Here is a 26,990-nt window from a genome sequence, read left to right on the forward strand (position 1 = left end):
CACCACCGGCGGGTACGAACCGCGACCGAGCGACGTCGCCGGGCGATCCGGACCCGTGAGCACCAGGAAGGCCCCGCCGTTGCCCACACCACCAGCGACACCCGCGCCCACGACGCCCGGCCGCGCGCGCATCGCCCTGCTGCTGGGCGCACTGATCGCGCTCGGCCCGCTCACCATCGACATGTACCTGCCCGCGCTGCCGGGCATCGCGACCGAGCTGCAGACCTCCTCGTCGACGATCCAGCTCACCCTCACCGGCACGCTGATCGGCCTGGCGTTCGGCCAGCTGTTCATCGGCCCGCTCGCCGACGCCGTCGGCCGCCGCAAGCCCCTCCTCGCCGGCACGGCGCTGCACGTCGTGTCGTCGCTGCTCATCGTGGTCGCGCCGAACGTCGAGGTGCTCGGCGTGCTGCGCGTGCTGCAGGGCGTCGGGTCCGCCGCCGGCGCGGTCGTCGCGATGGCCGTGGTCCGCGACCTGTTCACCGGCCGCGCCGCGGCCACCCTGCTCTCCCGGCTGATGCTCGTGATGGGCGCGGCCCCGGTGCTCGCCCCGACCCTCGGCGGCGAGCTGCTGCGGGTCGCGGACTGGCGCGGCGTGTTCGTCGCGCTGGCCGTGTACGGCCTGGTCATCCTGGCCGTGCTGTACTTCGCCCTCGGCGAGACGCTGCCGCCGGAGCGCCGCCGCAGCGCCGCCGTCGGACCGACCCTGCGGGCCTACGGCTCGCTCTTCCGCGACCGCGTCTACGTCGGCCTGATCCTGGTCGCCGGGTTCGCGATGGCCGGCATGTTCGGCTACGTCTCCGGGTCCAGCTTCGTGTTCCAGCAGGAGTTCGGGCTCGACGCCCAGCAGTTCGGCCTGCTGTTCGGCGCCGGTGCGATCTTCCTGATCGGCGCGACGCAGGCCAACGCCGCGCTGCTGCGCCGCTTCGAGCCGCGGCAGTTGCTGCTCACCGCCAGCGTGTCCGGGACCGTCGCCGCGGCCGTGCTGGCCGTGCTCGCCGGCACCGGGACCGGCGGACTCGTGGGCGTGGTCGTGCCGCTCTGGGCGGTGCTGGCCTCGGTCGGGCTCGCCCTGCCCAACGCCCCGGCGCTCGCCCTCTCCCGGCACGGCGAGCGCGCCGGCACCGCGGCGGCGCTGCTCGGCGCGGTCCAGTTCGGCGTCGGCGCCCTGACCTCGCCGGTCGTCGGGCTGCTCGGCAACGACGCGCTGGCCATGGGGCTGACCATCGCCGGCTCGCAGGTGCTCGCGCTGACCATGCTGCTCGCCGTCGTCCGGCCCTGGACGCTGGGGAACATCGACGAGGAGAGCGCACCCGCCGTCGTCGAGCCCGAGTTCGTGGACGAGCGTCCCGCCGTCGCCTGACCGGCACCGGCAGCACAACCTGATCCGCACCCCACCGACGGCCCCGGCCCGCGCCCGGGGCCGTCGGCGTTCTCGGGGTGTTCGCGAGAGTGCTCAGGCCCCCTGCTCACGCTCCAGGCGCTCGATCGCCCACCGCGCCCAGTCGCGGACCGCCTCGTACTGCCGCAGCCCGAACTCCGCCGCGAGCTGGCCGAAGCCCTCCGCGCCGGTCATCGGTGCGTCGGCGTGCTCCTCCCGAACCTTCCGCAGGTCGGTGACGCCCTGGTCGGTGGCCTCGGCGATCCGGTGGAGCACGACGAGCGCGTCGGCCGGCTCGAGCGCGGAGAGCAGGAACATGCGCAGCACCTGCTCGTTGCGGACCTTGGCCTGCTTCGGCGGGGTGAGCAGCCAGGTGCGCAGCTCCTCGCGCCCCGCCGGGGTGACGTCGTAGGTCCGCGCGCCCCGGGCGCCCTCGTGCGTGACCTCCACCAGGCCGGCCTCGGCCATCCGGTTCAGCTCCGGGTAGATGCTCGTGTGGCCCGCCTGCCAGGCGTACCGGCCCAGGTCGCGCTCGAAGGCCTTGGTCAACTCGTACCCGCTCCGGGGGTGGACGGAGAGCAGACCCAGCAGTGCGTGCGACAGCGACATGCACACACTCTACCTGTCGAACTCGACATGTCACTATTGACAGGTAGTACGTGGAGGGTGCACCGTTCTCCCCATGACGACGACGGAGACGCCGCTCTACCTGCAGGGCCAGCTCGCCCCGGTGCCGGACGAGATCGAGGCCGCCGACCTGCCCGTCACGGGAACGCTCCCATCGGAGCTCACCGGCCGGTACCTCCGCAACGGACCGAATCCCCTGCCCGGCCAGGACCCGGGGCACTGGTTCGCGGGGCAGGGGATGCTGCACGGCGTGCGGCTGCGGGAGGGCCGGGCCGAGTGGTACCGCAACCGCTGGGTGCGCACCGGGGCGATGGAGGGGCGCCCCTTCCTGCGGCCGGACGGGACCTTCGACCGCACCGCCGTCGTCGCCAACACGCACGTGATCGAGCACGCCGGGCGGATCCTGGCGCTGGTGGAGAACGGCTTCCCGTACGTCGTGACGCCGGAGCTCGAGACCGTCGGGCCGGACGACTTCGCCGGCCGCCTCACCACGGCGATGACCGCGCACCCCAAGACCGACCCGGTCACCGGGGACCTGCACTTCTTCGGCTACGGCGCGCTGCCGCCCTACCTCACCTACCACCGGCTCTCCGCGGCCGGCGAGCTCGTGCGCAGTGCCGAGGTCCCGGTCGCGGGCCCGACGATGATGCACGACTTCGCGATCACCGACCGGCACGCCGTGTTCCTCGACCTGCCGATGACCTTCCGGCTGCAGAAGGGCATGCCCTACGGCTGGGACGACGCGTACGGCGCCCGGCTCGGCGTCATGCCGCTGGACCGGCTCGGCGAGGTGCGGTGGTTCGAGATCGACCCCTGCTACGTCTTCCACGTCGGCAACGCGTACGAGGACGAGGCGGGGCGGATCGTGATCGACGTCGCCCGCTACACCCGGGACGCCATCGCGGCCACCTGGCAGGCCATCGGCCCGGGCCCGTCCGGGCACGCGGCGGCCGCCGCGGCCGCGGGCGTCGCCACGTTGCACCGCTGGACGATCGACCCGGCCGCCGGGACGGTCGCCCAGGCCCAGCTCTCGGATGCGGGCCTGGAGTTCCCGACCGTCGACGACGAACGGGTCGGCCGGCCGAACCGGTACCTCTACGCCGTGTCCGACACCGAGGGGATCCTGCAGCACGACGCCGAGCGCGGCACGGTCGCGGCGCACGGCCTCGGGCCGGACGTCGTCGCCGGGGAGGCCGTGTTCGTCCCGTCCGGGGCGCCGGACCGCGGCGAGGCGGACGGCTGGCTGCTCTCCATCACCACCACCCGGGACGGCAAGGCCTCCGAGCTGCTGGTACTCGACGCCACGGACGTCGCCGGCGCGCCCGTCGCGCGGGTGACGCTGCCCCGCGGTGTACCCGCAGGCTTCCACGGCTCGTGGATCCCCGACGAGGACGCTCGATGACCACCATGGCCACCTCCCCGAGCGCGCCCGCCGTCCCGTCGCCGCGGGTGCTGCTCCGGGGCCTGGCGTTCGACGTCGGCCTGCCGATCGCGACGTACTACGTCCTGCACCTGCTCGGCGCCTCCGACTGGCCCGCGCTGCTGGCCGCGTCCGGGGTCGCCGCGGCGCGGATCGTCCGGTCCGCGGTCCGGCAGCGCAGCTTCAACGCCTTCGCCACGGTGATGCTGCTGGTCCACGGCGGCGGCGTCGCGCCGGCCTTCGCCACCGGCGACCCGCGCACGCTGCTGCTGCGGACTCGCTGGTCACCGCCTCGGTCGGCGCTGTGGATCGCCACGTTCGTCGGGCTCATGGTGTGGAACGGCTGGTACGTGCGGCCGGCGCAGAAGCGGCGGGCCGCGGGTCGCCCGGAACCCGGAACAGCGGGAGGAACGCCTGCGTGAGCGGGCCGATCGCCAGCGCGTAGAGCACCGTCCCGATCCCGACGGTGCCGCCGAGCAGCCAGCCGGTCGCCAGCACCACGACCTCGATCGCCGTCCGCACCAGCCGGATCGACCGGCCGGTGCGGGCGGCGAGTCCCGTCATGAGGCCGTCCCGCGGGCCCGGGCCGAGCCGGGCGCCGATGTACGCGGCCGAGGCCGCGCCGTTGAGCACGATCCCGCCGACCATCAGCCCGACCCGCGCGGGCCACGTGTGAGCCTCGGGGATCAGGGCCAGGGCCGCGTCGACGGACAGGGCGATCACCACGACGTTCGCCACGGTCCCCACGCCCGGACGCTGCCGCAGCGGGATCCACAGCAGCAGCACCACGGCGCCGGTGATCGCGGTGATCAGCCCGAAGCTCAGCGGCAGCCGGGTCTCCAGGCCCTGGTGCAGGACGTCCCACGGGTTGAGCCCGAGCGCCCCGCGGACCTGCATCGCCATGGAGGTGCCGTAGAGGGCGAGGCCGGCGAGCAGCTGCGGGAGCCGGCGGAGCGGGGCGTGCCTGACGGGGAGCGGGCGGAGATCCACACTCCCAGGGTCCCCCGAGGTGGCCTCCCCACCAAGGGCCAATTCCCGCGCAGTGGCTGCGGCTGGGCGGCGGTCGGGGCGCACGTGGAACAATCATGGCGAACGCGCGACTGGCGGCATACCGAGGATGGCAACGACCATCGGGGAGCTGACGTCCGCGGGGGTCGACCGCCTGGGCCCCCGCGTCACGAGGGAACCCATGACCGCACGACTGCTACCCGGCAAGCCCGTCGCCGAGCGGGTCCTGGCCGACGTCACCGCCCGGGCGGACGCGCTGCGCGCCCGCGGCGTCACCCCCAGCCTGGCCACGATCCTCGTCGGCGACGACGACGCCTCCGCCGGCTACATCCGCATCAAGCAGAAGCAGGCCGCCGAGCTCGGCATCGACTCGCCGCACACGCACCTGCCGCAGGACGCCACCCAGGAGCAGCTGGTCGCGGCCATCCGCGGCTACAACGACGACCCCGCGGTCCACGGCCTGCTGATCCAGTACCCGGTGCCCGGCCACCTCGACTACGACGCCGCGCTGGCCGAGATGGACCCGGACAAGGACGTCGACGGCATGCACCCGATGAACATGGGCCGCCTCGCCGTCGGCCTGCCCGGGCCGCTGCCCTGCACGCCCGCGGGCATCGAGGAGCTGCTGGCCTTCCACGAGATCCCGGTCTCCGGCCGCGAGGTCGTGATCCTCGGCCGCGGCGCCACCCTCGGCCGCCCGCTCGCGATGCTGCTCGCGCAGAAGCGGCCCACCGCCAACGCCGCGGTCACCGTGGTGCACACCGGCGTCCCGGACTGGGACCGGTACACCCGGCGCGCCGAGATCCTCATCGCCGCCGCCGGCGTGCCGGGGATCATCCAGCCGGAGCACGTGAAGCCGGGCGCCACGGTCATCGGCGGCGGGGTGCGGTACTCCGGGAAGCGGCTGCTCCCGGACGTCGACGAGTCCTGCGCCGAGGTGGCGGGCGCCATCACCCCGCGGGTGGGCGGGGTGGGCCCCACCACCGTCGCCATGCTCTTCCGCAACGTCATCTCGGCCGCGGAGAAGGCGAACAAGTGACCCCGTGAACGCACACAGCCACCCGAAGCGTGATCGCCGGTTGAGTGCGCCAAGGGCAGTGGGCTGAGCCGTGAGCGCACACAGCTGCTGATCATGCGATGCATGATCGGCGAGTCCGTGCAGTCGGGGCGGGTTCCGCCGCCCTGGCTGCACAGCACCGGCGATCTTCGAAGGCGCTGCGTCTCACGAGACCGGCGCACCGTGCAGATCAGCGAGCTTGACCTGTAGTTCACTTCAGGTTCTACCGTCGCCTCATGGACGTCAACACCTGGAGCGCCCTGCGCACCGCCTCCCGCGAGCGGGAAGAGACGCGGGCGCCGGTGCCCGTCACGCTGCGACGGATCGCGGGGTTCGCGCGGCCGCACAAGCGGCGGATCGCCGCGTTCGTGCTGCTCAGCGTGGCGGGGGCGGTGCTGACCGTCGTCACGCCGCTGCTCGCCGGGCGGGTGGTCGACGCGATCGACGCCCGGGAGGGGCTCCGGGTCGTCGGCGGGCTGGCCGGGTTGATCGCCGTCGTCGCGGTCGCCGAGGCCGGGCTCGGGCTGCTCACCCGCTGGTTCTCCGCGACGATCGGGGAGGGACTGATCCTGCAGCTGCGCACGGCGGTGTTCGACCACGTGCAGCGCATGCCGGTCGCGTTCTTCACCCGCACCCGCACGGGTGCGCTGGTCAGCCGACTGAACAACGACGTGCTGGGCGCGCAGCGGGCATTCAGCGACACCCTGTCCGGGGTGGTCGGCAACGTCGTGACGCTGGTGCTCACGCTCGCGGTCATGCTGAGCATCTCGTGGCAGGTCACGCTGCTCGCGCTGGTCCTGCTGCCGGTGTTCGTGGTGCCGGCGCGGCGGATGGGCTCGCGGCTCGCCCGGCTGCAGCGCGAGGCCGCGGACCACAACGCCGCGATGAGCACGCAGATGACCGAACGGTTCTCCGCGCCCGGCGCCACGCTCGTCAAGCTGTTCGGGCGGCCCGCGGAGGAGTCGGCGGAGTTCGCCTCGCGGGCCGGGCGCGTGCGCGACATCGGCGTGCGCTCGGCCATGGTGCAGTGGGTGTTCGTGACGGCGTTGACGCTGGTCTCGGCCCTGGCGCTCGCGCTGGTCTACGGCGTCGGCGGTGGGCTCGCGCTCGGCGGGATGCTGGCGCCGGGCGCCGTCGTCTCCCTCGCGATGCTCCTGACCAGGCTCTACGCGCCGCTGACCGCGCTCGCGGGGGCCCGGGTCGAGGCGATGGGCGCGGTCGTCAGCTTCGAGCGGGTCTTCGAGGTGCTGGACCTGGAGCCGGCGATCCAGGACCCCGACGAGCCGCGGGCGCTGCCCGCCGGGCCGCTCGACGTCCGGTTCGACCACGTCGACTTCGCCTACCCGGCCGCGGCGCGGGTGTCGCTGGCCTCGTTGGAGGAGGTCGCGACGCTCGACGCCCGCGGCGGCGACACCGTGCTGCACGACGTCTCGTTCACCGTCCCGGCCGGCTCGCTGACCGCGCTGGTCGGCAGCTCCGGCGCCGGCAAGTCGACGATCGCGCAGCTGCTCGCCCGGCTCTACGACGTCGACGGCGGCACGGTGTCGGTCGGCGGGGTCGACGTCCGGGACGTGCGGGCGGCGGACCTGCACGGCGATGTGGGGTTCGTGACCCAGGACGGCCACCTCTTCCACGACACGATCCGCGCGAACCTGCTGCTGGCCGCGCCGGGGGCGAGCGAGGACGAGCTGTCGTCGGCGCTGCGGCGGGCCCGGCTCGGCGCGCTGGTCGCGACACTGCCGGACGGGCTGGACACCGTCGTCGGCGAGCGGGGCTACCGGCTCTCCGGCGGGGAGCGGCAGCGGCTGACGATCGCCCGGCTGCTGCTCGCGAAGCCGCGGATCGTGGTGCTCGACGAGGCCACCGCCAGCCTCGACTCCACCTCGGAGGCGGCGGTGCAGGCCGCGCTGGCCGAGGCGCTCGACGGGCGGACCGCGCTGGTGATCGCGCACCGGCTGTCCACGGTGCGCGACGCCGACCAGATCCTCGTGGTGGAGCAGGGGCGGATCGCGGAGCGCGGCACGCACGAGCAGCTCCTGGCCCGCTCCGGCCGCTACGCCGAGCTCTACCGCACCCAGTTCGACGAGCCCGAGCCCGCGGCCGCCTGAGAGCTGCCGCATCATGGTTCCAGAACGCGTCCACGCGCCCTGTCCTGGCGCTTCATGGTTCCGTAACGCGTCGAAAATGGGCGAGAAATCGCATTATGGTTCCATACTGCGCCTGGTCAGGGCCGCGATGCCGTCGAGCATCCTCGCCAGGCCGGTCTCGAAGATCGTGTCCAGGTCGAAGCCCGTGTCGGTCCGGAGGAACACCCGGACCGCGTTCGGGAAGGCACCGGACTCCATCAGCGTGCGGTTCTCGGTCTCGCGGGCGCGGATCCACTGCCAGAGCGTCAGACCCGTCTCGGCCTCCTCCCGCGCCTCGGCCTCGAGGCTCGCGGCGGAGCCGTGCACGTAACCGAAGAGCGCGAGGTGCAGCCGGAAGATCGTGGGGTCGTCGAGGCCGAGGCCGGTGAGGGCGCGCAGGTTCCACTCCGAGTACGGCATCTGGTTCGGCCCGGCGTAGGGCCGGGTCATCGACGTCGTGCGGGCCACCCAGGGATGGCGGCGGTACAACGCCCACAACGACCGCAGGGAGACCTCCAGCTGCGCCCGCCACCCCGGCGGCGGGACCGACGGCAGCGGGAACTCGCCGAACGCGGCGTCGCGCATCAGCAGGAGCAGCTCCTCCTTGCCGGGCACGTGCCGGTACAGCGACATCGCCCCGGTCCCCAGCTCCGCGGCGACCCGCCGCATGGACAGCGCGTCGATGCCCTCGGCGTCGGCGATCCGGATCGCGGCGCGCAGGATCCGCCCGCGGCCGAGCTCGGGCTCCGGCTCCGCCACCCCGCCCGCGACGACCGTCCCGACGCCGGGCAGTACCCGGACGAGCCCCTCCTGCCGTAGCGCCGCGATCACCTTGCTCGCCGTGGCCATCGCGACGCCGAACTCCGCGACGATCTGCCGGGTCGACGGGATCCGGTCGCCCGGAGCCAGGTCGCCGGCGGTGATCCGGGCCCGGATGACCTCGACGACCTCCGTGTACGCCACGTGCCCTCCCCCGCACTAGTGCACTCCCGGTGCACCTCGACGGTGCACTAGAGCGCGTTCCGCCATCCGATCGTATCCGCAGTGAAAAGCACTGAGAACACCTGCGTACGCCGTACCTTCGGTGCATCAGAACCTGGGAGGTACGCACATGACCCGCACCGTCCTCGTCTCCGGGGCCGGGATCGCCGGCCCCGCCCTCGCCTACTGGCTGGAGCGGCGCGGCGTCGCCGTGACCGTCGTCGAGAGCGCCGCGGCGCCGCGCCCGGGCGGCCAGACCGTGGACCTGCGGGGTGCCGGGCGCACCGTCGTCGAACGGATGGGGCTCATGCCCGCCGTGCGCGCGGCGTGCATGGACCAGGAGGGCCTCGCGTACGTCGACGCGACCGGGCGGCACCTCGCCGAGATGCGGGTCGCGGACCTCGGCGGCGACGGCATCGTCAGCGAGTACGAGATCCTCCGCGGCGACCTGTCCCGGATCCTCCTCGGGGCGACGACCGCGGAGTACCTCTGGGGCCTGCGGGTGACCGCGCTCGACGACGGGCCGGACGGCGTCGCCGTGACCTTCTCCGACGGCGGGACGCGCACGTTCGACCTGGTGGTGGGCGCGGACGGACCGCACTCCGGGATCCGGCGGCTCGCGTTCGGGCCGGAGGAGGAGTTCGTGCGGCCCGTCGGCGGCTACACGGCCTGGTTCACCGCGCCGGACCCGGTCGGCCTCGACGGCTGGTACGAGATGTACAACGAGCCCGGCCGCGTCGCGTCGATCCGCCCGGACAGCACGCCCGGCCGCGCCAAGGCGGGGCTGTCGTTCCTCTCCGAGCCGCTGGAGTACGACCGCCGCGACCTCGACGCCCAGCGCGCGATCGTCGCCGAGCGGATGCGCGGCACAGGCTGGGTCGCCCCACAGCTGCTGGCCGCCATGGAGACCGCCGACGACTTCTACCTCGACCTGGTCGCCCAGGTCCGGATGGACCGCTGGACCGCGGGCCGGGTCGCCCTCGTCGGCGACGCCGGCTACGCCCCCTGCCCGCTCACCGGCATGGGCACGAGCCTGGCCCTGGTCGGGGCGTACGTGCTGGCCGGCGAGCTGGGCCGGCACGCCTCGCACGAGGCCGCCTTCGCCGCCTACGAGGAGCGGATGCGCCCGTACGTCACGCAGGGCCAGGTGCTGCCGCCCGGCGGCATCCGCGGCTACGCGCCGCACACCCGGGCCGCGATCCGCAACCGCATCCGGACGATGAAGCTCATGGTCAGCCGACCGCTGCGGGGGCTCGCGCGCCGGCTGTTCTTCACCCGCGCCGAGGCGATCGACCTGCCCGACTACGACGAGCACCCCTCAGCGACGACGACCGCTCCGCTCCGGCATCGATGATCGCTCCGCTCAGCGCTCGATGATCGCTCCGCAAGCTCCGCTCAGCGCCGGAAGTCGTCCGGCGTGACGTCGTCGAGGAACTCCCGGAACTCCCGCAGCTGCTCGTGGGGCGGTGCGTCGGTGCCGTCGGGGAACACCTCGGAGGTGTCCTGCCCGACCTCGTCGAGGATGGCGTCGGCCACCCCGATCGCCAGCCCCTCGCGCACCGCGACGGCGAGCGCGTCGCTGGGCCGGACCTTCACCCGCACCTCGGCCGCGGCCTCGTCGCGCAGCACGAGCTCGGCGGTGTAGACGCCGTCGACCAGGTCGGTGATCTCCGCGCCGGTGAGGCGTGCGCCGAGCGCCCCGACGAGCGGGACCAGCACGTCCTGCACGAGGGCGGTCACGCCGGCGGCCGGGTCACCGCCCTCGCGCGGGCCCACCGCGATCACCTCGGCCTGCTGCGGCCGCAGGAAGATCGGCACGCACCGCTCCCCGTCGACCTCGCCGAGCACCAGCACCGGTTGCCGGCTCCGCGCATGGACGACGAGCCGGAGCACCTGCATCGCGCGCATCCGTCCAGTGTGCTGGATCACATGCGGACCCCCTGTCTCAGATCGAGACTGCTAACGACCCGGGCCGGTGCGGCGAGCCCGGACGTGTGAGCGAGCGGACCGCGCAGGTCGTCTCCCAGGCCAGGGCGGTCGCCGACGCCTGGTCCGCGCCCGGTGCCCCCGCGAGCTGGTGGCTCACCGCCGCCCTGCTCCGCGGCATCGCCGACGACGAGGTGCTGCTCGGGATCGCGGCCGACCTGCCGCCCGACCGCCAGCCCGCCCTGCTGCTGTCCGCCGCGGTCCGGAAGCTCGCCGTCGAGCGCGGCGGTGACCTCGCCCGCTACTTCCCGGTGCCCGGCGAGCCGCAGCCCGCACAGGACGCCGGCTTCACCCCCGCGCTCGCCGCCTTCGCCCGTACAGAGCAGGAGGAGCTCGCGCGGCTGTGCGCGGAGCATCGCTACCAGATGACCGAGGTCGCGCGGTGCCTCGACGTGCTCCCGGCGCTGGCCGTGATCGCCGCCGAGGACCCCCGGCCGCTCGCCCTGGTCGACCTCGGCACGGGAGCCGGGCTGGGCCTGCGCCCCGACCGCTACGCCTATTGCTACCGGCTGCCGGACGGCCGCGAGCTGCGCTGCGGAGCCGGCCCGTTGGAGCTGTCCTGCGAGGTCCGCGGGGTGACGCCGCCGGTCCCGCCGCAGCCGCCGACGATCACCGCCCGGGTGGGCGTCGACGTCGAGCCGCACGACCTCGCCGACCCCGCCACCCGGACCTGGCTGGCCGCCTGCGTGCCGCCCGAGGCCGGCGCCGTGTCCCGGTTCGCCACCGCGACCGACCTCGCACTGGCGGACCCGGAGCCGATCGTGCGCGGGGACGTCGTCGACATGCTGGTCGACGTCGTCGCCGGGCTGCCGCCCGACGCGCTGGTGTGCCTCGTGGACACGTACGTGCACGTCTTCCTCGGCCCGGAACGGCTGGCCGCGTTCGACGACGCGCTCGCCCGGGCCCGCCGGGACCTCGAGTGGATCTCGGTCGACCCCCTGGTCCCGCTGGGCCCGGAGGCGCGCGGCACCGTCCAGGGTCTGGACGTGCCGGACCACTGGATCGCGGAGAACCGCGAGGGCGGCGTGTTCGGGGTGATCGGCCGGGTCTCGGCGCGCGACGGCGAGCGGCGCGGTACGGTCCTCGGCCGCGCCCACCCGAGCGCGGCCTGGCTGGAATGGCTGCCGGGCTGACGTCCGACCGCCGCCCGACCGGAACGGACTCCCGACCCGACGCCTGATCGGGTTACGGTGCCCGGGTGCGGGGACGAGGGCGTCACGCGGTGCCGGGCTGGGCCGCCCTGTGGTTCGTGGTCTTCGCCGTGGCCTACGGCACCAACGTCCCCACCCCCTTGCTGCTGCACTACCGCGCGACGCTCGGGTTCTCACCCACCGCGCTGACCACGGCGTTCGGGGTGTACGCCGCCGGGCTCGTGCCGGCCCTGCTGCTCGCCGGGCCGTGGTCGGACGCGGTCGGCCGGCGCCGGGTCGTCGTCCCGTTCGTGGCGCTCGCGCTGGTCACCACGCTGGCCTTCCTCGCCGTGCCCGCGGCGCCCTGGGTGCTGTTCGCGGGGCGGTTCCTGCAGGGCGCGGTGTCGGGGGTCGTATTCAGCGTGGGCACGGCCTGGCTGGGCGAGCTGATGGCGACGACCGGCGACGGCGGCGCCCGGGCCGCCCGGCTGACCGCGGTCGCCCTGGGTGGCGGCTGGGCGCTCGGGCCGCTGGTGTCCGGGCTGCTCGGGCAGTGGGCGCGCGGGCCCGCGGTGCTGCCCTACCTCGTGCACGTCGCCCTGATGCTGCCCGCGCTCGCGCTGCTGCCGCGGGTGCCGGAGACGCTGCCGCCCGAGCACCGGCGGACCGGCGGGCCGCTGGTGAACCTCGGGGTCCCGCCGGGCTCCGGGCGGGCGTTCGGGCTGGTGGTCGTGCCGATCGCGATCGGGGTGTTCGCCTTCGCCGCGACCGCGGTCAACGTGCTGCCGCTGGAGCTGGAGCCGGTCATGCCCGGGATCGGCGTGGCCGTCACCGGACTGGTGGCGGGTCTGACGATGGGGACCGGCGTGGTCGTCCAGCCGCTGGTCCGCCGCCTCGGGACGACGTGGGCCGGCGCGATCGCCCTGGCACTCGGCGCAGCCGGCATCGCCCTCGGGCTGCTGGCCGACCTCACCGGGGCGTGGCCGCTGGTCGTCCCCGTGTCCGTCCTGCTCGGCCTCGCCTACGGGATCTGCCTCGCGACCGGTCTCACGCTCGTCGCGCGGCTCGCCGACCCGGCTGCCCGCGGCGCCCTCACCGGCACCTTCTACGCGTGCTCCTACCTGGGCTTCTTCGTGCCCGTGCTGCTCGCGGTCGTGGGCGGCGGGCACAGCTTCGTCCCCGGTCTGGCCGGGCTCGCGGTGGTGTCCGCGCTGGCCGCGGCCTGGCTGGCGACCCCGGCCGCGCGGGCGCTCGTCACCCCGCGGCCGTCTCCCACCCCGCCGGAGCGGCCCGCGCCGCGAGGGCCCGCCGCGCCGCACCCGGCGGCTCCCCCACCACCCGGGTGAAGGCCCGGCTGAACGCCGCCTCCGACCGGTAGCCGAGGTCGGCGGCGATCCGGGCCACCGTGTCCCCACCGGCCAGCCGGTCCAGCGCGACGTGCATCCGCCAGCGCGTCACGTACGCCATGGCGGGCTCGCCCACCAGCGCGGTGAAGCGCGCGGCGAACGCCGAGCGGGACATCGCGCCCTCGGCCGCCAGCGTGGCGACCGACCAGTCCCGCGCCGGGTCGCGGTGCACCAGCGCCAGCGCCCGCCCGATCTGCGGATCGGCGAGCGCGCCGAGCCAGCCCGTGCGGGCGGCCGCGTCGGTCTCCATCCAGGTCCGGATGGCCTGGATGACCAGCACGTCGGCCAGCCGCGTGATCACGGCCTCGCCGCCGGGGCGCAGCTCCTCCACCTCGAGGGCGATGAGCCGCAGGGTGTCGCGCAGCCGGTCGGTCAGCGGCGAGACGGGCACGTGGATCAGGTCCGGCAGCAGCCCGACGAGCGTGCGCGCGGCGGGATGGTCGAAGCGGACCGCACCGCAGACCATCGTCGCGGGCGCCCCGCCGCCACCGTGCCGGAGCACGGCGTAGCGCGAGTCCGGCATGTCGTGCGGGATCGCGAGGATCGACGGGGTCGACGCCTGCGGATCGCTGCGCAGCGCGTGCCCCTCGCCGCGCGGGACCAGGACGAGGTCGCCCTCGCGGAGCTCTCGCACGCCGTCGCCCACCTCGAGCAGGCAACCGCCCGCGGTCACGACGTGGAACCACAGGCAGCCCGGCATCGCGGGCAGCGTGAAGCCCCAGGGCGCGGACAGCTCCGAGCGGCAGTAGAAGGTCCCGCTCATCCGCAGCACGTGCAGGGCCTCCCCGACGGCGTCCGTCGGCGTCCAGGGCGGGTGCAGCGTCACGACACCACTGTCGCCGGGGCTCGTCCGTGGGTCCAGCCCATCTGGACGTTCGAGCAAGAAACCCGGATGCTCGACCGTTCTCCGTCCTCATCGCCGGCTCCAGACTGGACGCACACCACCGAGGAAGGGACACGACATGATCACCGTTCTGGGCGCCACGGGGAACACCGGCGGACGGGTCGCCGCGCGGCTCGCGGAGACCGGCGAGCAGGTCCGGGCGGTCTCCCGCTCCGGCCGCGCCGTGCCCGGGGCCGAGGCGTGGCAGGGCGACGCCGGCGACCGCGACTTCCTGACCCGCGCCTTCACCGGCGCCGGCGCGGCCTACGTCCTGCTGCCGTTCGACCTGTTCACGCCGGGTTACCACGCCGAGCAGGACCGGCTCGGCGAGGCGGTCACCGAGGCGCTGCGCGCAGCCCGGGTGCCGTACGTCGTGGCGCTGAGCGCGCTGGGCGCCGAGGTCCCCGCGGGCACCGGCTACCTGACCGCGCTGCACCGCCAGGAGCGGCGGCTGCGCACCCTCGACGCCGACGTGCTGTTCCTGCGGCCCGGGCTGTTCTTCGAGTCGTTCCTGTACAGCCTCGACGCCATGCGGGCCGAGGGCGTCCACGCCGACACGATCGACCCCGGCACCCGGCTGCCGATGATCGCGACCCGGGACGTCGGCGACGCGGCCGCCGACGCCCTGCTCACCCGGACCCGCACCGGCGTGCGCGAGCTGCTCGGCCCGGCCGACCTCACCGTGCCCGAGGCGCTCGCGGACCTCGGGCCGCGTGTCGGGCTGCCGGACCTCGGCTACGTCCGGGTGCCCGAGGAGGCCATGGTCGGCGCGCTCGAGCAGGTCGGGATGCCGCCGGACGTCGCCGCCCTGCATGTCGAGATGAACGCGGCCTTGACTTCCGGGCTCGTCCGGTCGTCCGGGCGGACCGCCGACGCGACCACGCCGACGACCGTCGCGACGTGGGCCGACGGGTTGGGGGTGGCGGCATGATCCTCCCCGTTCTCGTCATCTTGACGACGATCGGGACCGCGCTGCTGGGCGGGCTGTTCCTGGCCTTCTCGGTCGCGGTGATGCCCGGCCTCCACCGCCGGCCGGCCGCGGAGGCGGCGGGCGCGACGCAGGAGATCAACCGGGCGATCGTGAACCCGGTGTTCGGCCTGCTGTTCGCCGGGACCGGCCTGCTCGCGGTCGCCACCGCGGTCCTCGCGGCGCTCGCAGGCTCCTGGCTCGTGGTCGCCGGCGCGGTGCTCGCGGTGCTGGGCGCGCACGTGATCACCTTCGCGGTGAACATCCCGCTGAACACCGCGCTCGACCGGTCGACGGCCGACGGCGGGGCCTGGGAGCGCTTCGAGCGGCCGTGGAACCGCGCGCACACCGTGCGGACGCTGCTCACGGTGGCGGCGGCCGTACTGCTCGTGGTGTGACCGAGCGGGGGATGGCCCGGGACGGGCGGACGGGGCAGAGTGGGTCCCCGGTCCGCTTCCCCCGGGCCACGTCCTTTTGTCCGGCACGACCCTCGGGGGAACCGGTGCATCCGTACGAGCGCCGCCGTCACGCCGCCCTGCGCGCGGACCAGGAGATCATCGGCCGGGCCGCGGCCTGGCTGCGGCACGACGCCGTCCAGGCCGGCTACGCAGGCCTCACGCATCCGGAGTACGCCTTCGGCCTCGCCTCACTGCTCGACGAGATCGCCCTGCGGGCCGCCGAGGACGAGCACCTCCGCACCCATGCGGTCCGGATCTGCCGGACCATGCTCGGCGACCGGATGGACATGCCCGCCACCCGCCGGACCCGCCGCCGGTGACCGGTCGCCACGGAGCGAGCGGCGCCGTCGCTCAGGAGGTGTGAACGAGAGCGCCGTTCGCTCAGCAGGGCGGTCGTGCACGGGTGGCGGAGTTGTCCACAGGTTCGTCCACACCTGTGGATCGAACTACTGTTCGAGGTCCGCGGGACCCTCGGCGACGGCCATGCCGAGCTGGTCGGCGACCTGGCCCATGATGTCCTGCACCGCCACGGTGTCCGCCAGGGGCATCACGGCACTCTCGGCCAGCCCGGCCTTGACGCCCTCGGTGACCTCGGCGACCTCGTGCGAATAGCCGGCGCCGGTCGGGGGGAGGTGCAGCTCCTCGGGCTCGTGGCCGTTGCGGTGCACGAGCAGGCGGGACGGGTGGTGGAAGCGCGGCGGCACCTCCATCCAGCCGCCCGTGCCCACCACCCGCGCCATCCCCGGGGACTGGCAGCGCAGCGAGGCGAAGAGGGTCGCGCTGCGGCCCTCGGGGTAGCCGAGCAGGATCGCCTCCTCGACGTCGACGCCCTCCTCGACCATGTAGCCGTGCACGGTGACCGTCTCCGGGTTGCCCAGCACCATCTGGGCGAACGAGATCGGGTACACGGACAGGTCGAACAGGGCGCCGCCGCCGAGCGCGGGGTTGTAGAAGCGGTCGTCGGGGCTGCTGGGCTGCTGGGCACCGAGGTCGGCCTGGACGGCCATGACGTCGCCGATCGCGCCCTCGGCGATGAGCTCGCGCATCCGCACGATCGCGGGCTGGAAGCGCGTCCACATCGCCTCCATCACGAACAGGCCTCGCTCGGCCGCGAGCGCCGCGATCTCCCGCGTGGCCTCCGGCGTCACCGTGAAGGCCTTCTCGACCAGCAGCGCCTTGCCGGCCCGGAGCCCGGCGAGGGCCACCGCGCGGTGCAGCGGGTGCGGGGTGGCGATGTACAGGACGTCGACGTCCGGGTCCTCGACGATCCCGCGGTAGGAGTCGTGCACCGTGCCGGCGCCGACCTCGGCCGCGAACGCCTCCGCCCGCTCCTTCGACCGCGACGCGACCGCCACGACCTCGGCGTCGGGCACGTGGGCGAAGTCCGCCGCCACCTTCCGCGCGATGCGCCCCGGCCCGACGATTCCCCAGCGGACGGTCACCTGACCCCCTCCATGAGCCGCTTCAGCAGCGGCGTCGACAGCACGACGAGCACGCCGATCGCGATCGCGACGGCCCCGAGCACCCCGAAGTACGCGCGCTCGGACTCCTCGCCGTAGAAGCCCGCCAGGGCCCCCGAGAGTGCGCTGCCGAGCGCCACGGACAGGAAGAACACCCCGACCATCTGGGCCCGGAAGGCCTCCGGCGCGAGCTTCGTCGACACCGACAGCCCGACCGGCGAGATCATCAGCTCGGCGATCGTGAACACGAACAGGATGCCGATCAGCCCGAGCAGCGGCGCGCTGTTCGGGCCGCCGCCGGCCATCGGCAGGAACAGCAGGAACGCCACACCCATGATCGCCGCGCCGAGCCCGAACTTCACCGGGGTCGGTGGCTGCCGCGAGCCGAGCTTCGTCCACAGGGCGGCGAACACCCCCGACAGCACGATGATGAAGATCGGGTTGATCGACTGGACCCACGCGACCGGGAACTCCCAGCCGAACAGGTTCCGGTCCAGACGCTGGTCGGAGTAGATCGTCACCACCGTGAACTGCTGCTGGTAGAGCGACCAGAAGGCCGCGCTGGCGATCCACAGCGGGATGAACGCGAGCACCCGGTGCCGCTCGACGGGGGTCACCCGCCCGCTGCCGAGCATCAGGGCGAAGTAGCCGACGGCGGCGACGCTCGTCACGACGATCACCGCGAGGTCGAGCCGGTCGGCGCTGAGCACCCCGGTCAGGGCCAGCACCACGATCACGACGACGGCGAGGGCGCCGCCCACGATCGCGCGGCGGCGCTCCCGGTCGCCCAGCGGGGACGGGACCTCGTGCGCCTTGGCCGGCAGGTTCTTGCGCCGGATCGCGTACTGGATCAGCCCGGCGGCCATGCCGACCGCGGCGAGGCCGAAGCCCACGTGGAAGCCCGCCGTGGACTGCAGCAGCCCGGTGAGCAGCGGGCCGACCAGCGCGCCGAGGTTGATGCCCAGGTAGAACAGCGAGAACCCGGCGTCGCGCCGCTCGTCGTCCGGGGCGTAGAGGGTGCCGACGAGGGCCGTCGCGTTGCCCTTCACCCCGCCGCTGCCGAGGGCGACCAGCACCAGGCCGACGCCGACGCCGGCCAGACCCGGGATCACCGCGAGCGCGATGTGCCCGGCCATCACGACGATCGCGGCGTAGACGAGGGTCCGTTCCGCGCCCAGCACCCGGTCGGCGAGCCAGGTGCCGACGATCGTGGACAGGTAGACCAGGCCGCCGTAGGCCCCGACGATGCCGGCGGCGGTGGCCTCCGGGATCCCCAGCCCGCCCTGCTCGGCCGAGTAGTACAGGTAGATCAGCAGGATGCCCTGCATCCCGTAGAAGGAGAACCTCTCCCACATCTCCACCCCGAAGAGGGCGGACAGCAGGGACGGCTGGCCGAAGAAGCCGCGATCGGCGCGCTCCTGGGCCGACGGAGCCGCTGGCCGGGTGTCGCTCATGCTCGACACCCTGTCACCGCCCGTCGCCGGCGGCATCGCCCGGAGGTCTACAACCGCCGGTATCCCGGGTGGACACCCGGCGTGAGCCCGTGGGCGCCGGCCAGCCGGGCGAGCAGGTCGCGCAGCCGGGCCCGGTCGGCATCGTCGAGCGGGCCGCAGATCGCGTCGTCGTGCGCCCGGCCGACCTCGGCGATCCGCCGCAGCAGGGCCTCCCCGGCGTCGGTGAGGTGCAGGGCGTGCAGGCGCCGGTCGTCGGGATTGCGGCGGCGCTCCACCAGGCCGCGCTCGTCCAGCCCGTCGACCAGTGCGACGAGCCGGCTGGGCGGGGTGCCGAGCAGCCGGGCGAGGGCCTGCTGCGACTGCCCGGGCTCGGCCGCGATCGCGCGCAGCAGGCCCGTCTGCGGCGGTGTGAGGTCCAGCTCCGCGATCCGTTCGGCGAAGCGCCCCGCGGCGTAGGCGCCCAGCTGCGCCAGCAGGAACGCGGAACCGGGGCCGCTCGGGTCGATCACGGGAGAACCGTATCCCTTGACAAACCGTATACACAAGTGAACGATTCTTCTGCGTAACGGAGTACAGGGGGAACCATGACCACGACCGCCGCCCGGCCCGCACGCACCCGTCCCGACCGTCAGGGCGGGCCTCCTCTTCTCGTGCCCGCGCTCGCCTTCGCCGGGCTCACCGTCGCCGGGGCCGTGCTCGGCTCCTCGGGCCCGCGGCCCGGGACCGGCGCGGAGGCGACGCTCGCCTGGACCGCCGCCCACGGCACCCTGCTGTCGGTCGGCGCCGCCCTGCTGCTCGGGTCGGTGTTCCCGCTGGTCGTCTACGCCGCCACGGCCGTGCGGCGGCTGCAGCGGCTCGGCGTCACCGCGCCCGGCCCGCTCATGGGCTTCGCCGGCGCCGTGCTGGCCGCGGGCTCGCTCTGCGTCAGCGCGCTGGTCGGGTGGGTCGCGGCGCAGACCGCCGGCCTGGGGGACGCCGCACTGGCCCGCGCCCTGGTCTGGCTGTGGTTCGCGACGGGCGGGATCGGCTTCGCGGCGCCGTTCGGCCTGCTGCTGCTCGGCCTGGGGGTGCCGGCGCTGATCCGCCGGCTCGTGCCGCGCTGGCTCGCGTGGGCCGCGCTGGTGATCGGCGGCCTCGCCGTGCTCAGCACGTTCGCGCTGATCACGGAGGTGCTCTACCCGCTCATTCCGGTCGGGCGGTTCGGCGGCGTCCTCGTGCTCGTGGCGTTCGCCGTGGCCCTCCCGGCGACCCGGAACGCGGAGCCGGCCCGATGAGCCGGCCGTTCCGCTTCGGGGTCGTCGCGGCGCCGCAGGGACCGGGCGAGGCCTGGGCCGCCCGCGCCCGCCGCGTCGCCGACCTGGGCTACTCGACCCTGCTCACCCCGGACAACCTGCACCTGCACGCCCCGCTGCCCGCGCTCGCGACGGCCGCCGCGGCCGCGCCCGGCCTGCGGGTCTGCCCGTTCGTGCTGGCGGGGCCGCTGCGCACCGCCCGCGCCACCGCGTGGGAGGCGCACACGATGACCGCGCTGACCGGCGGCCGGTTCGACCTCGGCATCGGGACCGGCCGGCCCGCGGCCCGCGCCGAGGCCGAGGAGCTCGGCATGCCCTGGGGCACCGCGGCCGAGCGGCTCGCGCAGGTCCGGGCGGCGATCGCGGCGCTGCGCGAGCTCGACGGCGAGGTCCACACCCCGGTGCTGATGGCCGCGTCCGGGCCGAGGGCCCTCGGCCTCGCCGCGGAGGTGGCGGACATCGTCACCCTGGCTGCGCAGCCCACGACCCCGCGCCCCGAGGTCAAGCGCATGGCCGGGGACCTGCGGGCCCGCGCCGCCGGCCGGGACCTCGAAGTCGGCATGAACGTCTTCGTGGTGGGCGACGAGATCCCCGACTGGGCGGTGCGGTGGGCCGGCCCGGGCGCGGCGGAGGCGCTGCGCGACCCGGACACGCTCGCGGTGCTGCGCGGCACGCCGGACGAGATGGCCGCCGAGCTCGAACGTCGTCGCGCCGAGCTGGGCGTGAGCTACCTGGCCGTGAGCGAGCCGTTCGCCGAGGCGCTCGCGCCGGTGGTGGAGCGGCTCACCGGGAGCTGAGCGGCCAGGTCGCGAGGTCGTCGTAGGCCGGTCCGGGGCGGCTGCGGACCAGGTGCAGCGCCTCGGCCCGCCACGGCCGCCCGGCGAACCCGCCCAGCGCCCGGACGGCCTGGGCGAGCCCGCTCACGCCGCCCCGCCCGCGGGCCAGCGTGAGGTGCGCCCGGAACGGCCGGTCCTCCACCGCGACGCCCGCGGCGCGGACGGCCGCGGCCACCCCGCCCGCGAGGGTGGCGAGCCCGTCCGTGTCGCCCGCGAGCCCGGTCCACAACACGCGCTCGCCGAACCGGCCGGCGCCGGACAACGCCAGCTCGACGGGTGCGCCGCCGGCGGCGACCGCGGCCAGGCGCGCCTGCACCCCGTCGAGCGTCTCGTCGTCGACCTCGCCGAGGAAGGCCAGCGTCAGGTGCCACTGCTCCGGGCTCGTCCACCGGACCCCGCGGAGGTTCCGGCGCACGGGCGCCACGGCGGCCGCCAGCTCCGCGACCGCTTCGGGCGGCGGCACCACGGCAACGAACACACGCACGGACCCGATCCTGCCCGGCGGCGGCAACGGGCGCCGCGGTCCGCACGAACGGCACTCTCGTGCGGTAGGTCCGCACGAGAGTGCCGTTCGTGCAGGGACCGGGCCCCGGGTCGCGGGTGGTTAGGCTCGGTCGGGTGACGCTCGTCGTGAGCCGGCTGGCCCGGTATCCCGTGAAGTCCTGCCGGGGCGCCGAGGTCGCGGAGGCCCGGGTGGAACCGTGGGGGCTCGCCGGAGACCGGCGCTGGATGGTCACCGAGCCCGACGGCACGTTCGTCACCGCGCGGGCGTTGCCCCGGCTCGTGCTGGTCCGCCCCGAACCCGACGGGGAGGGCCTCACCCTGCGGGGTCCGGGCGTCGCCCCGCTGGCCGTGCCGGTTCCCGACGGCGGCCCGCTGGTCGACGTCGTGGTGTGGCGGGACCGGGTCAAGGCCACGTTCGCCGGCGAGGAGGCGGCCGCGTGGCTCACCGAGGTCCTCGGCAGGCCGCTGCAGCTCGTGCACCTCGACGACCCGACCCGCCGGCCGGTCGACCCGGACTTCGCGGCCGCCGGCGACACCGTCTCCTTCGCCGACGGGTTCCCGCTGCTGCTCACCACGGACGCCTCGCTCGCGGCCCTGAACGAGCTGGTCGCCGCGGGACCGAATCCCGGCGAGGGCCCGGTGCCGATGGTCCGGTTCCGACCCAACGTCGTCGTCGCCGGGTCGGCGCCGTGGGCCGAGGACGGCTGGTCCGCGCTCCGGATCGGCGAGGCCCGCTTCCGCGCGGTGAAGCCCTGCGGCCGCTGTGTGTTCACGACGATCGACCCGGACACGGCCGAGAAGGGCCGCGAGCCGCTGGCGACGCTCGCCCGGCACCGGCGGATCGGCGGAAAGGTCGTGTTCGGGACGAACCTCGTGCCGGACACCCCGGACGTCACGATCCGGATGGGTGACGAGGTCGAGGTCCTCTGAACCACGGCGTCCCGCGGGCCGTGTCCTCAGGTGCCGGCGCCCGCTCGGGGTGCCGCGCGCCGTGCCGAGGAGTACCACCCATGACCGTGACCAGCCCGAACGAGACCGCGCCGCCGCCCGCGTCCGACGACCGCCCGCGCCGGGTCCGTCGGATCGGGTCGGTGCTGCTGACGGTGATCGCGGCGGTGCTCGTGCTGGTCGCGCTCACCACACCCGCGGAGGTCGCGCAGCTCGAGCCGCTGGCCTTCCTTCGGCTCCCGGTCGAGGGCCTCGCCGGGGCCGCGCTGCTGCTCGTGCTGCACGGGCGGGCCCGCCGGGTCGTCGCGCTCGTCCTCGGCGCGCTGCTCGGCGTGCTGCTCCTGCTGCGGATCACCGACCTGGGCTTCCGCTCCGTGCTGGTCCGGCCCTTCGACCCCGTGCTCGACGGCGTGCTGCTCGGCAACGCCGTCGACTTCCTGAACGAGTCGTTCGGCCGGGCCGGCGGGATCGCGGCGCTGGTCGGGGCCGGGTTGCTCGTCGTCGCGGTGCCGGTGCTCATGGCGCTGGCGGTGCGGCGGCTGGCGGGGCTCCTCGGCGAGCGCCGGCGGATGAGCGCGCGGGTGGTCGCGGTCCTCACCGCGGCGTGGGTGGTGTGCGCGGTGCTCGGCGCCCAGCTCCTGCCGCCGGTCCCGTTCGCCTCCCGCAGCGCGGCCTCCCTGGCGTGGGCCACGGCGAACCAGGTCCCGGTCAGCCTCGCCGACGAGCGGGAGTTCGCCCGGCTGTCCGCCGTCGACGCCTTCCGCGACACCCCGCCCGACCAGCTGCTCACCGCGCTGAAGGGCAAGGACGTCGTGGTCGCCTACGTCGAGAGCTACGGCCGCAGCGCCGTGGAGGACCCGCAGTACGCGCAGGGTGTCGGCGCGACGCTCGCCCGGGGCGACCGGGACCTCGCCGCCGCGGGCTTCGACTCCCGGAGCGGCTGGCTGACCTCGCCGATCGCGGGCGGCGGCAGCTGGCTGGCGCACGCGACCTTCCTGTCCGGGCTGTGGATCGACAACCAGCAGCGCTACCGCAGCCTCACCTCCAGCGACCGGCTCACGCTGACCAAGGCCTTCCAGCGCGCGGACTGGCGCACGGCCGACGTGATGCCCGGGACCACCGAGGCCTGGCCCGAGGGCGGCTTCTACGGCGTCGACCAGCACTACGACGTCCACGCGCTCGGCTACCGCGGGCTGAACTACAGCTGGTCCCCGATGCCGGACCAGTTCGCGCTGTCCAGGTTCCAGCAGCTCGAGTACGGGGTTCCCGGCCGCGGGCCGCTGATGAGCGAGGTCACGCTGACCTCCAGCCACGTGCCGTGGACCCCCGTGCCGACCATGCGGGACTGGAACTCCCTCGGCGACGGCAGCGTGTACGACGACGAGGTCCACGCAGCCGACCCGCCGGACGTCGTCTGGAGCGACCCGGCCCGGGTACGCGACAGCTACCGGCGGACGATCCAGTACTCGCTCGACTCGCTGGTGTCCTGGGTGAAGAACTACGGGAACGACGACCTCGTGCTGATCGTGCTCGGCGACCACCAGGCCGCGCCGATCATCACCGGCGGCAGCCCGAACCACGACGTCCCGATCTCGGTGGTCACCAAGGACAGGTCCGTGCTCGACAAGGTCGCCGGGTGGCAGTGGCAGCCCGGGTTGAAGCCGGCCCAGGGCGCGCCCGTCTGGCGGATGGACGCCTTCCGCGACCGGTTCCTCGACACGTTCAGGTAGCGGGCAGCGCGAGGAGGTCGACGTGCCCGACCTCCGCGTGCAGCTGGCCCGCTGCCAGGGCGACGAGTCGTCGTCGCAGGTAGGGGCCCGCGTCGGGAACGAGTGCGGGCTCCTGCTCGCACGCGGCGGCGATCCAGCCGCGCAGCCACTCCTCGGTCAGCTCCGGGTGCGCCGGGCCGAGCCGCCAGGGGCTCGGCCGGGTGGTCACCGTGGCGCCGAGGGCGCGGAAGGCCTCGGCCGCCACTGCGCCCGCGTCGGGCCCGAGCAACCGCCGGCCGTCGACGACCCGGCGCTGGTGGGCGTCGAACGCCGCGGCGAGCGCGGTGTCCAGCGGCTCGGCCGGGGTCAGCCGGGCCCCGCTCGTCACGGACAGCGTGAACAGCGCCGTGGCACCGGCCTCGACGCACGACCGGGCGAGCCGGTGCACCTCGTCGGCGGTGAGCAGGTCGAGCAGGGCCGAGCAGGTCACCAGCGAGGTGCCCGCGAGGTCGGTGAGCTCGGCCAGCTCTCCCTGGACCGGCTCGCCGGGGACGCTCTCCGCCGCGACCGCCAGCAGCCGCGGGTCACGGTCGTGCAGGTACCAGCGCTGCGGCCGGGGCAGCCGCGGGGCGAGCCAGCGGCCCATCGACCCGCTGCCGCAGCCGAGATCGCGCACCACGAGCGGGGGCTCCAGCGCGCACAGGGGTTCGACGAGGTCCAGAGCCCGAGCCTCGGCGTCGGCCGGCTCCCGCAAGGCCAGCCAGTCCGGTGCGCACACCGGTGATCCCGGGGTACTCCACCTCGCGTCCCACTCCATCCGCACCTCCGTTGAACCGTCGCCGCCGCCCGTCCGTGTAGGGAGTGTGTACCTGCAGAGCCCCCTGACGACGTCCCCCGGCACGGCCCTGCCGCTCGACCGGCAGCAGGCCGCCGCGGCCGTCCTCCAGCTCGTGCTGCTCGGCGCGCTCACGACGGCGGCCGGCCTCGGTCCCGCCGGCTGGCTGGCCGGGATCGGCTACGCGGCCGGGCTGCACGCGCTGCTCGCCGGCGCGGCCCGCCGCGCCCGGACGGAGGCCCTGGGCCCCGCGGACCTGGTCACCCTCGGCCGGGCGGTGCTGATCGGCGGAGTGACGGCGCTGGTCGTCGACGGGCTCGTGGCGGGGCAGCTGGCGCTGGTCCCGCTCGTGGCGCTGGCCTCGGTCGCACTGGCGCTCGACTTCGTCGACGGGCGGGTGGCCCGGCGCACCGGCACCGTGAGCGAGCTGGGCGCGCGGTTCGACATGGAGACCGACGCCTTCCTCGTGCTCGTGCTGAGCGTGCAGGTCGCCGCCGTGACCGGGCCGTGGGTGCTGGTCATCGGCGGGCTGCGGTACGCGTTCGTCGCCGCGGGCTGGATGCTGCCGTGGCTCACCGGCAGCCTCCCGGCCCGGTTCTCCGCGAAGGCCGTGGCCGCGGGTCAGGGGATCGTGCTCGTGGTGGCCGCGGCGGGGATCCTGCCGGTGGCGGCGGCCGTCGTGCTCGTGGCCGCCGCCCTCACCGCACTGCTCTGGTCCTTCGGCCGCGACACCCTGCTGCTGTACCGGCGCCGGGCCACGCTGTAGCCCTACTGGCTCCCGAGTGCCCGCACCCCGACCGCGGCCAGGGGCTCGACCGCGCCGCCGACCGTCTCGAAGCCCTCGCCGACCGTCTTGCCGGCCACGAACCGGGCGTGGATGCCCTCGGCGATGACCGCCGCCTTGAAGTAGCCGAGGGCCAGGTAGAAGGGCCAGTCCGTGACGTCCCGGCCGGAGGTCTTCGCGTAGCGGGCCACCAGCTCGTCGGCCGGGGGCATCCGGGTCGAGGTGGCCGCCGCACCGCCCGCGAGCACCGGGTCGAAGGCCGGGTCGGAGTAGGCGATGTGCAGGCCGAGGTCCGAGAGCGGGTCGCCGAGCGTGGACATCTCCCAGTCGACGAGCGCGCGCACCTCGGTGACGTCGTCGGGGCCGAGGATCGCGTTGTCGATGCGGAAGTCGCCGTGCACGATCGACGCGCCGGACTCCTCCGGGGTCATCGCCGCGAGCCGCTCGTGCAGGGTCTCGACGTCGGGCAGCGGGCGGGTCTGCACCCGCGTCCACTGGTCGTACCAGCGCCGGACCTGCCGGCCGAGGTAGCCCTGCGCCTTCCCGAAGCTCCCCAGCCCGACCGACCCGGGGTCGACGGCGTGCAGCGCGGCCAGGGCGTCGATGAGGGCGAAGGCGCAGTCGTGCACCTCGGCGTCGGTGAGGGCGTCGAGCTCGTCGCGGGTGCGGATCACCCGCCCGTCCACGAACTCGACGACCGCGAACGGCGCCCCGATCACCGAGTCGTCCTCGCACTGCACGATCGGCCGCGCGACCGGCACGCCGTGCCCGTACAGCGCCGCGACCACCGTGTACTCGCGCTTCATGTCGTGCGCCGACGGCGTGAGCCCGCCCAGCGGCGGCCGGCGCAGCACCCAGGTCTGCTCGCCGTCGGTGAGCCGGTACGTGAGGTTGGAGCGGCCGCCGTGCAGCAGCTCGGCGGTCAGCGGGCCGGTGCCCGGGACGTGCTCCTCGACGTACGCCTGGAGCTTCGGCAGGTCGAGTCCCTGCACGGCCACGGTGCCTCCTCGGATCGATCGGCTAACGACTGCTAGCCATCGGACCATACGACGACGGGTACTGTCACGGTCGCGGCTATCACTCGTTAGCCCGGAGGGGGTGGGCATGGGTACCGGCGCCACGGGTACCGCGATCCGCGCGGCCGCGCTCGAGCTGTTCGCCGCCCGCGGGTACGAGGGCACCACGATGGCAGACATCGGCGCCGCCGTGGGCATCCGCGGGCCGAGCCTGTACAAGCACGTCGCCTCGAAGCAGGACCTGCTGGTCGAGCTGATGACCACCACCATGGACGGCCTGCTGGAGCTGCAGCGCGTCGCACTGGCCGGCACCGCGGACCCGGTCGAGCGGCTGCGCCGGGCCGTCGACGCCCACGTCCGCTTCCACGCCCGGCACCGGCTCGAGGCCTTCGTCGGCGCCAGCGAGATGCGCAGCCTGGCCGAGCCGCACCGCGGGACGGTGCTCGGCAAGCGGGCCGAGTACGAGCGCTCCTTCCGACGGCTGGTGGAGGAGGGGGTCGCGGCCGGCCGCTTCCGCGTCCCCTCGGCGCGGCTGGCCTCCTACGCGATCCTCGACCTCGGCATGGGCCTCGCCACCTGGTACCGCGAGGAGGGCGAGCTCAGCGAGAACGAGGTCGTGTGGCAGCAGACCGAGTTCGCCCTCCGGTTGGTGGGGGCGGGGTAGGCATCCGGCTGGACCCGACACTCCTGCTCCGGGGCCGCAGGACACCCGATCAGCACCT

At 74.7% G+C, this 26,990-nt stretch carries 28 protein-coding genes and 1 riboswitch; of the genes, 17 read left to right on the plus strand and 11 right to left on the minus strand.

What is annotated here, in order from left to right; translation table 11 throughout:
• Window positions 1-55: 55 nt before the first annotated feature.
• Window positions 56-1,363, plus strand: a complete 1,308-nt coding sequence (locus tag ACQP04_RS34890) for a multidrug effflux MFS transporter (RefSeq protein ID WP_433504690.1) — start codon at window positions 56-58, stop codon at window positions 1,361-1,363.
• A 93-nt stretch (window positions 1,364-1,456) separates the two neighbouring features.
• On the opposite strand, the gene ACQP04_RS34895 is transcribed toward ACQP04_RS34890, so the two are convergent.
• Window positions 1,457-1,990 (minus strand): PadR family transcriptional regulator, encoded by a 534-nt coding sequence (locus tag ACQP04_RS34895; protein WP_433504691.1) that lies wholly within the window; start codon window positions 1,988-1,990, stop codon window positions 1,457-1,459.
• A 73-nt stretch (window positions 1,991-2,063) separates the two neighbouring features.
• On the opposite strand from ACQP04_RS34895, the gene ACQP04_RS34900 reads away from it, so the two are divergent.
• Window positions 2,064-3,410, plus strand: a complete 1,347-nt coding sequence (locus tag ACQP04_RS34900; protein ID WP_433504692.1) for a carotenoid oxygenase family protein — start codon at window positions 2,064-2,066, stop codon at window positions 3,408-3,410.
• Window positions 3,407-3,850: a hypothetical protein gene (locus tag ACQP04_RS34905; protein ID WP_433504693.1), complete on the plus strand. Its 444-nt coding sequence runs from the start codon at window positions 3,407-3,409 to the stop codon at window positions 3,848-3,850. Before ACQP04_RS34900 ends, ACQP04_RS34905 begins: the two co-directional genes overlap by 4 nt.
• Here the strand turns inward: ACQP04_RS34905 and ACQP04_RS34910 are convergent.
• Window positions 3,756-4,418: a YczE/YyaS/YitT family protein gene (locus ACQP04_RS34910; protein ID WP_433504694.1), complete on the minus strand. Its 663-nt coding sequence runs from the start codon at window positions 4,416-4,418 to the stop codon at window positions 3,756-3,758. The two genes, ACQP04_RS34905 and ACQP04_RS34910, sit on opposite strands and share 95 nt — an antisense overlap.
• Window positions 4,419-4,514: 96 nt before the next feature.
• A riboswitch (ZMP/ZTP riboswitch) is annotated at window positions 4,515-4,603 on the plus strand.
• A gap of 14 nt (window positions 4,604-4,617) precedes the next feature.
• Between ACQP04_RS34910 and ACQP04_RS34915 the strand changes: the two genes are divergently transcribed.
• Window positions 4,618-5,475: a bifunctional 5,10-methylenetetrahydrofolate dehydrogenase/5,10-methenyltetrahydrofolate cyclohydrolase gene (locus tag ACQP04_RS34915; protein ID WP_433504695.1), complete on the plus strand. Its 858-nt coding sequence runs from the start codon at window positions 4,618-4,620 to the stop codon at window positions 5,473-5,475.
• A gap of 254 nt (window positions 5,476-5,729) precedes the next feature.
• Window positions 5,730-7,601 (plus strand): ABC transporter ATP-binding protein, encoded by a 1,872-nt coding sequence (locus ACQP04_RS34920; RefSeq protein WP_433504696.1) that lies wholly within the window; start codon window positions 5,730-5,732, stop codon window positions 7,599-7,601.
• A gap of 93 nt (window positions 7,602-7,694) precedes the next feature.
• Here ACQP04_RS34920 and ACQP04_RS34925 read toward each other — a convergent pair whose 3' ends face one another.
• Entirely contained in the window at window positions 7,695-8,582 is an 888-nt protein-coding gene (locus tag ACQP04_RS34925) for a TetR/AcrR family transcriptional regulator C-terminal domain-containing protein (RefSeq protein ID WP_433504697.1), read from the minus strand.
• Window positions 8,583-8,730: 148 nt separating this feature from the next.
• Here ACQP04_RS34925 and ACQP04_RS34930 point away from each other — a divergent pair, with 148 nt between their 5' ends.
• Window positions 8,731-9,954 carry an FAD-dependent monooxygenase gene (locus ACQP04_RS34930; protein ID WP_433504698.1) on the plus strand — a complete coding sequence of 408 codons (1,224 nt, stop codon included), beginning with the start codon at window positions 8,731-8,733 and terminating at the stop codon, window positions 9,952-9,954.
• Window positions 9,955-9,995: 41 nt separating this feature from the next.
• Here ACQP04_RS34930 and ACQP04_RS34935 read toward each other — a convergent pair whose 3' ends face one another.
• Window positions 9,996-10,508, minus strand: a complete 513-nt coding sequence (locus ACQP04_RS34935; RefSeq protein WP_433504699.1) for a bifunctional nuclease family protein — start codon at window positions 10,506-10,508, stop codon at window positions 9,996-9,998.
• Between the two features lie 86 nt (window positions 10,509-10,594).
• Here ACQP04_RS34935 and ACQP04_RS34940 point away from each other — a divergent pair, with 86 nt between their 5' ends.
• A complete protein-coding gene (locus ACQP04_RS34940) occupies window positions 10,595-11,719 on the plus strand; it encodes a DUF2332 family protein (RefSeq protein ID WP_433504700.1) in 1,125 nt (374 codons plus the stop codon).
• A 65-nt stretch (window positions 11,720-11,784) separates the two neighbouring features.
• The gene (locus ACQP04_RS34945; protein ID WP_433504701.1) at window positions 11,785-13,062 is read left to right on the plus strand and encodes an MFS transporter; all 1,278 of its coding nucleotides are present in this window, start codon (window positions 11,785-11,787) and stop codon (window positions 13,060-13,062) included.
• Here ACQP04_RS34945 and ACQP04_RS34950 read toward each other — a convergent pair.
• Window positions 12,971-13,948, minus strand: coding sequence for an AraC family transcriptional regulator (locus ACQP04_RS34950; RefSeq protein ID WP_433504702.1), 978 nt, complete (start codon window positions 13,946-13,948; stop codon window positions 12,971-12,973). The genes ACQP04_RS34945 and ACQP04_RS34950 overlap by 92 nt on opposite strands.
• Window positions 13,949-14,084: 136 nt before the next feature.
• On the opposite strand from ACQP04_RS34950, the gene ACQP04_RS34955 reads away from it, so the two are divergent.
• From ACQP04_RS34955 to ACQP04_RS34965, 3 genes are all read left to right on the plus strand, one after another.
• Window positions 14,085-14,936, plus strand: coding sequence for an NAD(P)H-binding protein (locus ACQP04_RS34955; protein WP_433504703.1), 852 nt, complete (start codon window positions 14,085-14,087; stop codon window positions 14,934-14,936).
• Window positions 14,933-15,370, plus strand: coding sequence for a DUF1772 domain-containing protein (locus ACQP04_RS34960; protein ID WP_433504704.1), 438 nt, complete (start codon window positions 14,933-14,935; stop codon window positions 15,368-15,370). Before ACQP04_RS34955 ends, ACQP04_RS34960 begins: the two co-directional genes overlap by 4 nt.
• A 104-nt stretch (window positions 15,371-15,474) precedes the next feature.
• Window positions 15,475-15,750 carry a hypothetical protein gene (locus ACQP04_RS34965; protein WP_358202932.1) on the plus strand — a complete coding sequence of 92 codons (276 nt, stop codon included), beginning with the start codon at window positions 15,475-15,477 and terminating at the stop codon, window positions 15,748-15,750.
• Window positions 15,751-15,876: 126 nt separating this feature from the next.
• Here ACQP04_RS34965 and ACQP04_RS34970 read toward each other — a convergent pair whose 3' ends face one another.
• Genes ACQP04_RS34970 through ACQP04_RS34980 form a run of 3 tightly spaced genes read right to left on the minus strand, consistent with a single transcriptional unit; the run spans window position 15,877 to window position 18,853 of the window.
• Complete coding sequence (locus tag ACQP04_RS34970) at window positions 15,877-16,872, minus strand: Gfo/Idh/MocA family protein (RefSeq protein WP_433504705.1); 996 nt, start codon at window positions 16,870-16,872, stop codon at window positions 15,877-15,879.
• A complete protein-coding gene (locus tag ACQP04_RS34975) occupies window positions 16,869-18,344 on the minus strand; it encodes a peptide MFS transporter (RefSeq protein ID WP_433504706.1) in 1,476 nt (491 codons plus the stop codon). Before ACQP04_RS34975 ends, ACQP04_RS34970 begins: the two co-directional genes overlap by 4 nt.
• Before the next feature lie 47 nt (window positions 18,345-18,391).
• Window positions 18,392-18,853: a MarR family winged helix-turn-helix transcriptional regulator gene (locus ACQP04_RS34980; protein ID WP_433504707.1), complete on the minus strand. Its 462-nt coding sequence runs from the start codon at window positions 18,851-18,853 to the stop codon at window positions 18,392-18,394.
• Between the two features lie 75 nt (window positions 18,854-18,928).
• Here ACQP04_RS34980 and ACQP04_RS34985 point away from each other — a divergent pair, with 75 nt between their 5' ends.
• Window positions 18,929-19,618: a DUF4386 domain-containing protein gene (locus tag ACQP04_RS34985; RefSeq protein WP_433504708.1), complete on the plus strand. Its 690-nt coding sequence runs from the start codon at window positions 18,929-18,931 to the stop codon at window positions 19,616-19,618.
• The gene (locus ACQP04_RS34990; RefSeq protein WP_433504709.1) at window positions 19,615-20,433 is read left to right on the plus strand and encodes an LLM class flavin-dependent oxidoreductase; all 819 of its coding nucleotides are present in this window, start codon (window positions 19,615-19,617) and stop codon (window positions 20,431-20,433) included. Before ACQP04_RS34985 ends, ACQP04_RS34990 begins: the two co-directional genes overlap by 4 nt.
• On the opposite strand, the gene thpR is transcribed toward ACQP04_RS34990, so the two are convergent.
• Window positions 20,420-20,956, minus strand: a complete 537-nt coding sequence (gene thpR / locus ACQP04_RS34995) for an RNA 2',3'-cyclic phosphodiesterase (RefSeq protein WP_433504710.1) — start codon at window positions 20,954-20,956, stop codon at window positions 20,420-20,422. The genes ACQP04_RS34990 and thpR overlap by 14 nt on opposite strands.
• A gap of 134 nt (window positions 20,957-21,090) precedes the next feature.
• On the opposite strand from thpR, the gene ACQP04_RS35000 reads away from it, so the two are divergent.
• Window positions 21,091-21,906, plus strand: coding sequence for an MOSC domain-containing protein (locus ACQP04_RS35000; protein WP_433504711.1), 816 nt, complete (start codon window positions 21,091-21,093; stop codon window positions 21,904-21,906).
• An 80-nt stretch (window positions 21,907-21,986) separates the two neighbouring features.
• The gene (locus ACQP04_RS35005) at window positions 21,987-23,654 is read left to right on the plus strand and encodes a sulfatase (RefSeq protein WP_433504712.1); all 1,668 of its coding nucleotides are present in this window, start codon (window positions 21,987-21,989) and stop codon (window positions 23,652-23,654) included.
• On the opposite strand, the gene ACQP04_RS35010 is transcribed toward ACQP04_RS35005, so the two are convergent.
• Entirely contained in the window at window positions 23,647-24,450 is an 804-nt protein-coding gene (locus ACQP04_RS35010; RefSeq protein ID WP_433504713.1) for an SAM-dependent methyltransferase, read from the minus strand. The two genes, ACQP04_RS35005 and ACQP04_RS35010, sit on opposite strands and share 8 nt — an antisense overlap.
• 46 nt (window positions 24,451-24,496) lie before the next feature.
• Between ACQP04_RS35010 and ACQP04_RS35015 the strand changes: the two genes are divergently transcribed.
• Window positions 24,497-25,234 (plus strand): CDP-alcohol phosphatidyltransferase family protein, encoded by a 738-nt coding sequence (locus ACQP04_RS35015; protein ID WP_433504714.1) that lies wholly within the window; start codon window positions 24,497-24,499, stop codon window positions 25,232-25,234.
• 2 nt (window positions 25,235-25,236) lie between these two features.
• Here ACQP04_RS35015 and ACQP04_RS35020 read toward each other — a convergent pair whose 3' ends face one another.
• Complete coding sequence (locus ACQP04_RS35020) at window positions 25,237-26,250, minus strand: phosphotransferase family protein (RefSeq protein ID WP_433504715.1); 1,014 nt, start codon at window positions 26,248-26,250, stop codon at window positions 25,237-25,239.
• A gap of 106 nt (window positions 26,251-26,356) precedes the next feature.
• Here ACQP04_RS35020 and ACQP04_RS35025 point away from each other — a divergent pair, with 106 nt between their 5' ends.
• Window positions 26,357-26,932: a TetR/AcrR family transcriptional regulator gene (locus ACQP04_RS35025; RefSeq protein WP_037052269.1), complete on the plus strand. Its 576-nt coding sequence runs from the start codon at window positions 26,357-26,359 to the stop codon at window positions 26,930-26,932.
• Window positions 26,933-26,990: the final 58 nt, after the last annotated feature.

The sequence above is a fragment of the Pseudonocardia halophobica genome (genome assembly GCF_050948485.1).
GTDB lineage: Bacteria > Actinomycetota > Actinomycetes > Mycobacteriales > Pseudonocardiaceae > Pseudonocardia > Pseudonocardia halophobica.